Here is a 12,068-nt window from a genome sequence, read left to right as displayed (position 1 = left end):
CAATGGCGGGGCAAATCAATGTGGCCGAGATCGGCTTGCTGGTCTATCCAGGTGCGCAGATGGCTGCGGTGCATGGCCTGACCGACCTGTTCTCCGTGGCCAATCGCATCGTCCGTGAGCAGCCCATGGCCAATGTGCCGCTGCTGCGAATTTCTCATTGGAGCGCTACAGTGCCCGGGGCTCCCCTCGAGAGGATCTTCGACAGCCAGCCGGAACTTACCAGCCGACCCGTTGCAGTGCTGATCCCGCCGTCTCTGGACACACTGCCTTCGGCTGAGTGGTTGCAGACGCTGGCGGCCTGGATCACCCGGCAGCACAGCGCCGGGGCGGTTATTGGTTCAGTGTGCCTGGGTGTATTTGTACTGGCCGAAACCGGTCTGCTTACAGGCCGTACAGTCACCACCCACTGGACTCAAGCCAAAACCCTGGGCGAACGGTTTCCTCTGCTCAAGGTGGATGTCGAGAAGCCGATGATCGATGATGGCGACCTCATTACCACGGCGGGTCTGATGGCGTGGGCCGAACTGGGGTTGAGGGTGGTAGAGCGATTGTTGGGGCCGAGCATTGCCTCAGCTACGGCGCGCTTTCTAATGGTCGAGCACAGCGACAGCGCGAAGTGCGGTGGCAATTTTGCACCTATTCTTGGTCACGGTGATGCAGCAGTACTCAAGGTCCAGCACTGGTTACAAGCCAGCGGCGCAGTGGAGGTTTCACTGAGCACGATGGCCGCCGAGGCAGGCCTGGAGGCGCGAACATTCTTACGGCGTTTTCGCGCGGCGACGGGGCTCAAGCCCACGCAATACTGCCAGCACCTGCGGGTTGGAAAAGCTCGCGAAATGCTCGAATTCACCAACCGCACCGTCGACCACATCGCCTGGACCGTGGGATATCAGGATCCAGGCGCCTTTCGCCAGACCTTCAAGAAAATTACCGGGTTTTCGCCGAGGGATTATCGGGGACGCTTTGGTGTTGGCACGGCTGTCGGTAATGGTTGACTAGCAACGGCAACTCCCGCATGGCGCCTGTGCGCTGTTTAGCAAAGCTCAGTGATGAACGCGCCATGAAAGTGATATGTGGAGCGTGACTTGTCTGGAGCGGTCTGTTTCCATGCCAGACACCTCTCTATCTCCCTCCTGGAACCCAGCTCCACATGCCTGTCGTCAGTCGGTTCACCTCTTTTTTCGACCAGGCCCGACGCGCCCTGGAGCTGGTATGGAGCACGTCGAGAGGCTTGTTCCTGGGCCTTGTAGTGGCAACGCTGGTGGCCGGTGTTCTTCCTGCTCTGGCCGCATGGCTGGGGCAGCGGATTGTCGATGCGGTGGTCGCTGCCATGCAGTTGCATGCGGACCTCGGCAGCGCTCCGTTGTGGCCGGTATTGCGTTACGTGCTACTCGAAGCCGGAGTGCTCGCGTTACTCGCTGGCGCTCAACGTGCACTCTCGGTTCAGCAGTCGCTGTTGAGAGTACAGCTGGGGCAGAAGGTCAACACGTTGATCCTGGAAAAAGCACAGACGCTGTCGCTTATCCAGTTCGAGAATTCGGAGTTTTACGACAAGCTCGTTCGCGTACGCCGCGAGGCCTCCACGCGCCCCCTGGCATTGGTAACCAAGTCCCTTGGGCTGATTCAGAACCTGATCTCGCTCATCAGTTTTGCGGTGTTGCTGGTGCATTTTTCGCCTTGGGCGCTGGTGATCCTGGTGCTCGGCGCGTTGCCGGTGTTCTTCGCCGAAGCACATTTCTCCGGTGACGCGTTTCGCTTGTTCACCCGCCGTGCCCCCGAGAGCCGACAACAAGGCTACATCGAAGCACTGCTGTCTCAGGAAGCGCATATAAAAGAGGTCAAGTTGTTCGGCTTTGCGCCTCTTCTGCTGCAACGTTACAGAGACACGTTTGACCGGCTCTACGCCGAAGACCGTCGGCTGACCCTGCGGCGCGATGGCTGGGGTTTCCTCCTCGGACTGCTTGGTACCAGTGCGTTTTACCTGGCTTACGCCTGGGTGGTGGTCGATACGGTCAATGGCCGCATCAGCCTCGGACAAATGACGATGTATCTGGTGTTGTTCAAACAGGGGCAGACGGCGGTCAGCAGCAGCCTCAGTGCCATCAGTGGTCTTTATGAAGATGGCCTGTACCTGACCAATCTGTATGAGTATCTGGCTCAGCCGGTTGTTGTCGAAACCGGTACCCTCACTCAAGGCATCCTCCCGGGGGATGGCTTGCGTTGCGAGGGCGTCAGCTTTCGTTATCCAGATTCCAGTCGTGTCACGCTTGAGAATATCAATCTCCACCTTGCACCGGGACGTAGCGTGGCGCTGGTGGGTGAAAACGGCTCGGGCAAGACCACGTTGATCAAGCTGCTGACCCGTCTGTACCGGCCTGATGAGGGACGCATTCTGCTGGATGGCAGTGATCTTCAGGACTGGAACGAGGATGCGCTGCGCAGGCGTATCGGTGTCATTTTTCAGGACTACATCCGCTACCAGTTTCCTGTGGGCGATAACCTTGGGGTGGGTGATATTGAGGCGTTCAGTGATGAAACCCGATGGCGCGAAGCGGCAGCCCAGGGCATGGCAGCAGAATTCATTGAGCGTCTCGATCATGGCTATGCCACCCAGCTAGGTCGGTGGTTCGCGGGAGGGCAGGAACTGTCGGGAGGGCAATGGCAAAAGATCGCGTTGTCCCGAGCCTACATGCGCCGCAACGCCGATATTCTTATCCTCGACGAGCCTACGTCAGCCCTGGACGCGGCTGCAGAAGCCGCCGTGTTTGAACACTTCCGTGAGTACGCCAAGGGCCGTATGACGCTGCTGATTTCTCACCGTTTTTCCAGCGTGCGCAATGCGGATCACATCGTTGTATTGGATCAGGGCAGGGTGCTTGAGCGTGGCGATCACGCCAGCCTGATCGCCGCTGGCGGGCGCTATGCACACTTGTTCGACCTGCAAGCGCGTGGTTACCGGTAACGTAGGCTATTGTTCAAATACGCGCTAACTCTTGTACAAAATCATATTAACGTATAGGTTTTGTATAGGATTTGACTGCCCATGTGTCGACACCGACCACTGTCAGGTCCTTATGACCCTGATGTTGTGTCTGTGGAGATAGACCATGTTGAACAAACTCGTACTGCTGCTGTTCTGCATCTGCCTGGGAAGCTGCAGCGATATCGATGTGAACCGCTATAGCCAGGAAACCCCAAAACTTGAACTGCGCGATTTTTTCTCGGGGCGGGTAGACGCGTGGGGCATGTTCCAGAAGCGTTCGGGAGAGGTGATAAAACGGTTTCACGCCGTTATCAACAGCCACTCCGAGGGCGACCGGTTCATCATGCATGAAGACTTCACCTACAGCGACGGGACCAAGCAGACCCGGGTGTGGACACTGCACCCGGACGGTCCTGGACGGTGGCGCGGTACCGCAGGCGATGTTGTCGGCGAGGCAATCGGAGAGGTGGCTGGCAATGCACTGCATTGGCGGTACGTGCTGAGCTTGCCCGTGGACGGTAAGGTCTATCAGGTCAACTTCGATGACTGGATGTACTTGCTTGATGACGACACGATGGCCAATCGTTCCTCAATGACCAAGTTCGGCTTTGAACTGGGTCAGGTGACGTTATTTTTCCGTAAGCAAGCCAGCTGATGCCGGGGTTGAGTCGCGTGCCTTTCAACTGATAACAATCGTTCACGCGCGTGACTTCCATCAGGACCGCGCTCTTTGCAATCGTTTAGCCGTTTGACAGGAAACGGATAGCGATCTGCATGAATCGGATATCTCCAGTTTTTTCCCGGCCATAGACTCACTCCGTCAAATAAAAACAACGGAGGCTCTGGCCATGTCCATAAGCGTCGAGTATCTCAATTCCTTGCTTGAAGAAAACCGAGAAAAGGGTGTTTACCGCTGCAAGCGGGAAATGTTCACCGATACTCGCTTGTTCGATCTCGAGATGAAGCACATTTTCGAGGGCAACTGGTTGTACCTCGCTCATGAGAGCCAGATTCCGAACAAAAACGACTACATCACCCTGGAAATGGGTCGCCAGCCTGTTTTCATTGCCCGCAACAAAGACGGCGCGCTCAATGCATTTCTCAATGCATGCAGCCATCGCGGCGCTATGCTCTGCCGACACAAACGTGGCAACAAGGCGTCCTATACCTGTCCGTTCCACGGCTGGACTTTCAACAACTCCGGCAAGTTGCTCAAAGTCAAAGATCCGACCGATGCCGGCTACCCGTCGAGCTTTAACTGCGAAGGCTCTCACGACCTGACCAAAGTGGCGCGTTTCGAGTCCTATCGCGGATTCCTGTTCGGTAGCCTGAACCCTGATGTGGTCCCGCTGGTGGAGCATCTGGGTGAGTCGGCGAAGATCATCGACATGATCGTCGATCAGTCTCCGGACGGCCTGGAAGTGCTGCGCGGCTCCTCAAGCTATATCTATGAAGGCAACTGGAAGCTCACCGCCGAGAACGGCGCCGACGGTTATCACGTCAGCTCCGTGCACTGGAACTACGCGGCCACTCAGAATCAGCGCAAGGAACGCCAGGCTGGCGACAGCAATCCGACCATGAGCGCCGGTGGCTGGGCTAAGCGTGGCGGTGGTTTCTATTCCTTCGACAAGGGCCACATGTTGCTATGGACCCGTTGGGCTAATCCCGAGGATCGGCCTCTGTACGAGCGCCGCGATGAGCTGGCCCAGGACTTCGGCCAGGCCCGCGCAGACTGGATGATCGGTAACTCGCGCAACCTGTGCCTGTACCCCAACGTGTACCTGATGGACCAGTTCAGCTCGCAGATTCGCATCGCCCGGCCGATCTCGGTGGATCGCACTGAAATCACCATTTATTGCATCGCGCCCAAAGGCGAGAGCGACGAAGCGCGTGCGCGCCGGATTCGTCAGTACGAGGACTTCTTCAACGTCAGTGGCATGGCCACCCCGGATGATCTGGAAGAGTTTCGCTCCTGCCAGATGGGCTATCAGGGCAGTACCACAGCCTGGAACGACATGTCCCGTGGTGCCGAACACTGGGTCGAAGGCGCGGATGAAGCGGCCAAAGAAATTGATCTGCACCCATTGCTTAGCGGCGTGCGCACCGAGGACGAGGGGCTGTTCGTGCTGCAACACAAGTACTGGCAGGAAACCATGCTCAAGGCATTGGCAGCCGAGCAGTCGCAATTGATCTGCGTGGAGGGCGGGCAATGAGCCTTTCTTACGACGCAGTACGCGACTTCCTCTACCGCGAAGCGCGCTATCTGGATGACAAGGATTGGGATAACTGGCTGGAACTGTATGCCGCGAATGCGACGTTCTGGATGCCATCCTGGGACGATGACGACGAACTGACCGAAGACCCGCAAAAGGAAATCTCGCTGATCTGGTACGGCAGCCGCGAAGGGTTGGAGGACCGTGTTTTCCGGATCAAGACCGAGCGCTCCAGCGCCAGCATCCCGGATACCCGCACCTCTCACAACCTGAGCAATCTCGAGATCCTCGAACAAGGCGATGGCCTGTGCAAGGTGCGCTTCAACTGGCACACCCTGAGCTTTCGCTACAAGACCGTGGACAGCTATTTCGGTACCAGCTTCTACACCCTCGATGTGCGCGGCGACCAGCCTCTGATCAAGGCTAAAAAAGTCGTCCTGAAAAACGACTACGTCCGTCAGGTCATCGACATCTATCACCTGTGAACGAGCGGTCTGTCGCCATTGGGCTTGCACCCGACGCTTCAGCCCCTGGTCCAGCGAGGAACACCATGAGCCACAAAATTGCACTCAATTTCGAAGACGGCGTTACCCGTTTCATTGACGCCAACCCCAGTGAAACCGTCGCCGACGCTGCGTACCGGCAGGGGATCAATATTCCTCTGGACTGCCGCGACGGTGCTTGCGGTACCTGCAAGTGCTTCGCTGAATCCGGCGAGTACGACCTCGGCCAGGAATACATCGAAGATGCGCTCAGCGAAGAGGAAGCGGATCAGGGGTATGTGCTGACCTGTCAGATGCGCGCTCAAAGCGACTGTGTGGTGCGTGTGCCGGCATCTTCAGATGTTTGCAAAACACAGCAGGCGACTTACCAGGCGGCAATCAGCGAAGTCCGTCAGCTCTCTGACAGCACGATTTCGCTGTCTATTCAGGGCGAAGCCCTGAACCACCTGACCTTTCTGCCGGGCCAGTACGTCAACCTGCAAGTGCCGGGCAGTGAGCAGACCCGAGCCTATTCATTCAGCTCGCTGCAGAAAGACGGTCGCGTCAGCTTTTTGATCCGAAACGTGCCAGGCGGCTTGATGAGCAGCTTCCTTACGGAGCTGGCCAAGGTCGGTGACAGCATGAACCTGGCCGGTCCTCTGGGCAGTTTCTATCTGCGCACCATCAAACGCCCACTGCTGTTGCTGGCGGGCGGCACCGGGCTGGCGCCATTCACTGCGATGCTGGATACGATTGCGCAGAAGGGGAGCGAGCATCCATTGCACCTGATCTACGGCGTTACCAACGATTTCGATCTGGTGGAAATGGATCGCCTGAACGACTTCGCTGCGCGGATCCCGAACTTCACCTTCAGCGCCTGTGTGGCCAACCCCGCCAGCAGTCATCCGCACAAAGGCTACGTGACCCAGCACATCGCGCCCACGCACCTCAACGGCGGCGACGTCGATATCTACCTGTGTGGTCCGCCACCGATGGTCGAGGCGGTCAGCCAATACATTCGCGAACAGGGTATCGAGCCAGCGAACTTCTACTACGAGAAGTTCGCCGCCAGCGCCGCTTAACTGCCACTGACTGACGTGTATTTTCGAGGTTGCCATGAGCATGAGATTTAAAAATAAAGTCGCCCTGGTCACCGGGGCAGCGCAGGGCATTGGACGCCGCGTCGCCGAGCGTTTGCTCGAGGAAGGCGCGCAGGTGGTGGCGGTTGACCGTTCCGAACTGGTCAGGGAACTGCAAGGCGAGGCGCTGCTGGCGCTGACCGCTGACCTTGAACAGTACGCCGACTGCCAGCGAGTGATGGCTGCTGCTGTGGAGCGTTTTGGACGGCTGGACGTGCTGGTCAATAACGTCGGAGGCACCATTTGGGCCAAGCCATTCGAACATTACAAAGAAAGCGAGATCGAGGCCGAAGTACGCCGCTCGCTGTTTCCCACGCTGTGGTGCTGTCACGCCGCGTTGCCATACATGGTGGAGCAGGGCTGCGGCGCCATCGTCAACGTCTCATCGATCGCCACTCGCGGGATCAATCGCGCGCCTTACGGTGCAGCCAAGGGTGGTGTCAATGCACTCACCGCCTGCCTGGCGTTTGAGAACGCCGAGCGCGGCATCCGGGTCAACGCCACGGCGCCTGGTGGTACCGAAGCACCTCCGCGGCGTATTCCGCGCAACACCGCCGAGCAGAGCGAGCAGGAGAAGGTCTGGTATCAGCAAATCGTCGACCAGACTGTCGATAGCAGCCTGATGAAGCGCTACGGCAGTCTCGAAGAACAGGTCGGTGCAATCCTGTTCCTGGCCTCCGATGAAGCCTCCTACATCACCGGCATGACCCTGCCCGTAGGCGGCGGTGACCTCGGCTGAACCCCTGTCTCACAGCGCTAATGCACCACCAACAAGTAACCTGACAACAACATTAAGAGGTACATCTCCATGACCGTGAAAATTTCCCAGACCCCTGAGGTCCAGGCATTCTTTAAGGACGTCAGCGGGCTCGGCAACGACCAGGGCAGCCCTCGCTTGAAGCAACTGATGTTCCGCGTCCTCAATGAGGTAGCGAAGATTGTCGAGGATATGGAGGTGGGCGAAGACGAGTTCTGGACCCTGGTGGATTACCTCAACCGCCTGGGCGGTCGCAACGAAGCCGGGCTGCTGGTGGCCGGTTTGGGCATTGAGCATTTTCTTGACCTGCTGCAAGACGCGAAAGACGCGCAGGAAGGCCTCGTGGGCGGTACGCCGCGCACCATTGAAGGCCCGCTCTATGTCGCCGGCGCACCGCTGTATGACAGCGAGACGCGGATGGACGACGGCAGTGAGGACGAGGTCGCCACGCCGATGTTCCTTCAGGGTGTGGTGCGCGACGCCAATGGTCAGCCAGTCGCCGGCGCCGTTGTCGACCTCTGGCACGCCAACACTCAGGGTAACTACTCGTACTTCGATCAGAGCCAGAGCGAGTACAACCTGCGTCGACGTATCGTCACCGATGCCGAAGGCCGCTACCGCGCGCGCAGCATTGTGCCGTCAGGCTATGGTTGCAACCCCCAGGGTCCGACCCAGGAATGCCTCGACCAGCTTGGCCGTCACGGTCAACGTCCGGCGCATATTCATTTTTTCATCTCGGCACCGGGCCATCGTCACTTGACCACGCAGATCAACCTGTCTGGCGATAAGTACCTGTGGGACGACTTCGCTTACGCCACCCGTGATGGTCTGGTGGGTGAAATCCGTTTCGTCGAGGATCGCGCTGCGGCGAACGACCGAGGGGTGACGGGGTCATTCGCCGAGCTGGACTTCGACTTCCAGCTGCAAAAGGCAGCCAGCACCGATGCTGAACAACGCAGCCACCGCCCGCGCGCATTACAGGACTGAGGTGAAGGGCGCCGAGCTTCTCTCTCGGGAAGGTCAGATCGAGCTTGGCAGGTGTTCAGATCAATCAGGCTGTCCTGATTGATCTGAGGTGCAAACGTTCCAGAACGCGGTTGAAGGTGCCATTATCACCCGAGTAATTTTCTGGAGAGGTTTACATGAGTAACTACCAGCCTGGCATTCTTGCCAAGCCCGTGCCATTACAGGCGCGCCATTTGTTTTTTGCCCTTGAGTCCGTAGACGCCCTGCCAGCTGCGCTCAAAGAACTGGCGCAGCTGGCAGACGGCAAAAAAATGGTTGTCGGCTTTGGTGAGTCGCTTGTGCATGCGATAGGGGGTCAAGTTGAGGGCTTGCGTGTGTTCCCGGCATTGAGTGGCGTCGGGGTGGACAACCCCTCGACCCAGCACGCACTTTGGTGCTGGCTGCACGGTGAGGACCGGGGTGAATTGCTGCATCGCAGCCGCGCATTAGAGGCCGCATTGGCACCGGCCCTGCGCCTGGTGCAGATGACCGAAGCGTTCCGCTACAAGACCGGTCATGACCTGACCGGCTATGAAGATGGCACCGAAAACCCGGTAGACGAAGCGGCCATAGGGGCGGCGGTAGTAAACAATGACATCCCGGGGCTGCAAGGGGGTAGCTTCGCCGCCATCCAGCAGTGGCAGCACGACCTGGATGGTTTCGCCGCCATGCCGCAGGGGGAGCAAGACCACATCATGGGCCGCCGAAAAAGCGATAACGAAGAGCTGGAAGAGGCTCCGAAATCAGCACATGTAAAGCGCACCGCCCAAGAAAGTTTCACCCCTGAAGCCTTCGTTGTGCGTCGCTCTATGCCTTGGTCAGACGGCCTGCAGGCCGGTTTGGTATTCCTTGCCTTTGGTCACTCCCTAGACGCTTTCGAAGCCCAATTGCGACGCATGAGCGGACTCGATGATGGCATTGTTGACGCCCTCTATCGCTTTAGCCGCCCCCTTACCGGCGGCTACTACTGGTGTCCGCCGCTGAAGGATGATTGCCTTGATCTGAGTGCGCTCAGGGCATGATAGCCGCAGGTCAAGAATGTGACGTTGCCGCTGCTGATAGCTGCTGCAACGTCACACTGGATAAACACCCGTGAGCTTGCCCGCCATCAACTCAACTATGTGCTGATGGCGGGGCAACTCACGTTCAGAACAGCTCAGCGACATATTTGAACGGGTAATCGATCGTCTGGTAGTCGCCAATTTTGCGCTTGGGTAGTTTGACCTTTGGCTGCTTGACCTCCTTATAGGGGATTTGTGTCAGCACGTGAGTGAGCACGTTTAGACGAACACTTTTCTTGTCTTCCGAGCGGGCGACGAACCAGGGCGCCCATGGGGTGTCGGTGGCGACGAACATCTCGTCGCGTGCTCGTGTGTAGTCGTCCCAGCGGTTATAAGAGAGGACGTCCATGGGGGACAGTTTCCATACCTTGCGGCCATCTGTAATACGGTCTTTGAGGCGACGCTCCTGCTCTTGCGGACTGACTTCCAGCCAGTACTTGAGCAGGATGATTCCCGAGTGGATCAGTTGATTCTCGAACATGGGTGCCAGCTCTAAAAAATTAAGCACCTGGCTTTCATCGCAGAAACCCATGACCCGTTCGACACCCGCGCGGTTGTACCAGCTGCGGTCGAAGATCACCACTTCTCCGGCTGCGGGAAAGTGCGGCATGTAGCGCTGCAAGTACATCTGGCTTTTTTCCCGCTCGGTCGGCGCCGGCAATGCCACCACGCGAAAAATTCGCGGGCTGACACGCTCGGTCAGCGCCTTGATGGTGCCGCCCTTACCAGCACCGTCGCGACCTTCGAACACCACCACTACCTTGGCGCCGTTCGCCACCACCCATTGTTGCAACTTGACCAGCTCGATGTGCAGGGTCCTCAGTTGTGTTTCGTAGCCCTTGCGACTGAGCTTTTTTACCGGGTGTGTGTCTGGATCAAACAATGTCTGGTCATGTTTTTTCATCGGAGTTACCTAGCCTCCAGTTAGCTTGAAGAGGGCCTTGCCCCTCTCAGATCAGAAGGTATTGCTCGGAAAATGCTTTCCCGCAGTCGAATCAATGCTCACGGTGGACCAGCCGCGCAACCCACGGGTTGGCGCTCAACCCGTGCAGAAGAACACTGAGTAACACCGTGCAAATGGCGGTAGCGATCAGCGTATTACTCGCCAATAGAGGGTAGTCCATTATCATGACGGCAAAGACGATGGTGGCCAGTCCACGTGGGCCGAACCAGGCCATGAATAGGCGGGTTTCGATGTCGAAGCAGGTCCCCAGGAGGCTGATGAGCACGGGTAGCATGCGCACCACGGTCAAACTGAGCAGCGCGTAAAGCCAGATATCCAGGGTTAGGCTGCTCCAGGCTTTGGGGATGACCAATGCGCCAAACACGGCCCAAGTGATGACCGATAGCAGGCTGGCAAATTCTTCGCTGGCTTGAAGCAGCTGATGCTTTTGCTCCTTAAACAGGTAACCCGCGAGCAGCCCCCCGACGAAGGCGGCAATAAAGCCACTGCCGCCCAATGTTTGCGCAGTGGCAAAGCACAGAACGGCGAGGCCGGGGAGGGTAAGTTGTGACCACACGGGCATCTGCCACTGGTGCTTCCAGGAGAGCCGCTGCAACTGCCAGGCGACCATGGTCAGGGCGATCCCGGACAGCGCGCCAATGCCCAGTTCCTCGACAAGCAGCTTCGCCGCCAGAGAGAGAGGGGCCTGAGTCTGTTCTTCGACCAATAACGCCAGGAACATCAATAGCACCGGCACGCAGATCCCGTCATTCAAGCCGCTCTCTACGTTCAACCCTTCACGCACGGGAGCGGCAACCTTTGGGTTGCTCACAACCGCCTTGCCCAGCGCTGCGTCGGTAGGCGCCAACAGGGTTGCCAGAATGGCCAACTCTATCAGCGGCACCTGAGGGAATAGCCAGATACCCACCAGCCACCCACACAAGATGGTCAGGGGAAGGCCTATCAGCAGCAACCGTAACGGAAGCCCTTCATGGGCCCGCAGGACTTTGAGGTTAGCGTTGGCTGCATCACTGAACAGAACAATCGCCAGGGTCAACTCGGCCAAGGCTTTGAGGCCTTCCCGACCAATCCGGAGTTGCAGAATGTCTAGCACAGCAGGCCCGAGAATGAGACCTGCGAGCATAAACATCAGTGGACCATTGAGCAGGCTCGACTCGAACCGCCCAGCGAAAATGCTGTAGATCAAGAGGAAGGCCGTGAGCAGAGCGAGGTTCTGGTACATGGGGCCTGCCTGTCTGAAGGACGGTAGTTCCATTATGGTCGGCACCTGACTATCCGCAAATCGGTTGCAGAACTTCCTGCCGGTGCCGGTGACAGGCTCTCAAACAGGCTACATTTATAATTGCAAATATGTGGTGGCTGCGCGAACACGTGAAAGGGTGCTCGACTATCTGGGCTGACAGATAGCCACGTCATCGCTGCTGACGAAGTTGCAGGGGGCGGGGGAGTGAGTGTTTCGCGCTC

Annotated in this window: 11 protein-coding genes; 9 read left to right on the top strand and 2 right to left on the bottom strand. The window is 58.0% G+C overall.

Going from position 1 to position 12,068, the window contains the following annotated elements; all coding sequences use genetic code 11:
• Nucleotides 1-2: 2 nt before the first annotated feature.
• From ACVBEG_RS11080 to ACVBEG_RS11040, 9 genes are all read left to right on the top strand, one after another.
• Nucleotides 3-995 (top strand): GlxA family transcriptional regulator, encoded by a 993-nt coding sequence (locus ACVBEG_RS11080; protein ID WP_322179259.1) that lies wholly within the window; start codon nt 3-5, stop codon nt 993-995.
• Nucleotides 996-1,150: 155 nt separating this feature from the next.
• On the top strand, nt 1,151-2,962 hold the full coding sequence (locus ACVBEG_RS11075) for an ABC transporter ATP-binding protein (RefSeq protein WP_322179260.1): 1,812 nt from the start codon (nt 1,151-1,153) through the stop codon (nt 2,960-2,962).
• 145 nt (nt 2,963-3,107) lie between these two features.
• Nucleotides 3,108-3,638 (top strand): DUF3833 domain-containing protein, encoded by a 531-nt coding sequence (locus tag ACVBEG_RS11070; protein ID WP_322179261.1) that lies wholly within the window; start codon nt 3,108-3,110, stop codon nt 3,636-3,638.
• A gap of 193 nt (nt 3,639-3,831) precedes the next feature.
• A complete protein-coding gene (gene benA / locus ACVBEG_RS11065; protein ID WP_322179262.1) occupies nt 3,832-5,196 on the top strand; it encodes a benzoate 1,2-dioxygenase large subunit in 1,365 nt (454 codons plus the stop codon).
• Nucleotides 5,193-5,681, top strand: a complete 489-nt coding sequence (gene benB / locus ACVBEG_RS11060) for a benzoate 1,2-dioxygenase small subunit (RefSeq protein ID WP_322179263.1) — start codon at nt 5,193-5,195, stop codon at nt 5,679-5,681. The genes benA and benB overlap by 4 nt, the downstream gene beginning before the upstream one ends.
• A 65-nt stretch (nt 5,682-5,746) precedes the next feature.
• Nucleotides 5,747-6,760 (top strand): benzoate 1,2-dioxygenase electron transfer component BenC, encoded by a 1,014-nt coding sequence (gene benC / locus ACVBEG_RS11055; RefSeq protein WP_322179264.1) that lies wholly within the window; start codon nt 5,747-5,749, stop codon nt 6,758-6,760.
• 34 nt (nt 6,761-6,794) lie between these two features.
• Complete coding sequence (locus ACVBEG_RS11050) at nt 6,795-7,556, top strand: 1,6-dihydroxycyclohexa-2,4-diene-1-carboxylate dehydrogenase (RefSeq protein WP_322179265.1); 762 nt, start codon at nt 6,795-6,797, stop codon at nt 7,554-7,556.
• A gap of 69 nt (nt 7,557-7,625) precedes the next feature.
• Entirely contained in the window at nt 7,626-8,561 is a 936-nt protein-coding gene (gene catA, locus ACVBEG_RS11045) for a catechol 1,2-dioxygenase (RefSeq protein WP_322179266.1), read from the top strand.
• A 155-nt stretch (nt 8,562-8,716) separates the two neighbouring features.
• Nucleotides 8,717-9,601 (top strand): Dyp-type peroxidase, encoded by an 885-nt coding sequence (locus ACVBEG_RS11040; protein ID WP_322179267.1) that lies wholly within the window; start codon nt 8,717-8,719, stop codon nt 9,599-9,601.
• Nucleotides 9,602-9,725: 124 nt separating this feature from the next.
• On the opposite strand, the gene ppk2 is transcribed toward ACVBEG_RS11040, so the two are convergent.
• Both ppk2 and ACVBEG_RS11030 read right to left on the bottom strand, forming a co-directional pair.
• On the bottom strand, nt 9,726-10,544 hold the full coding sequence (gene ppk2 / locus ACVBEG_RS11035; protein WP_322179268.1) for a polyphosphate kinase 2: 819 nt from the start codon (nt 10,542-10,544) through the stop codon (nt 9,726-9,728).
• 91 nt (nt 10,545-10,635) lie between these two features.
• Entirely contained in the window at nt 10,636-11,826 is a 1,191-nt protein-coding gene (locus ACVBEG_RS11030) for a cation:proton antiporter (protein ID WP_323565682.1), read from the bottom strand.
• Nucleotides 11,827-12,068 lie beyond the last annotated feature (242 nt).

Source organism: Pseudomonas sp. GG8 (assembly GCF_052976945.1).
The sequence above is the reverse complement of the archived record's forward strand: the minus strand, read 5'-3'. Positions and strand labels throughout refer to the sequence as shown.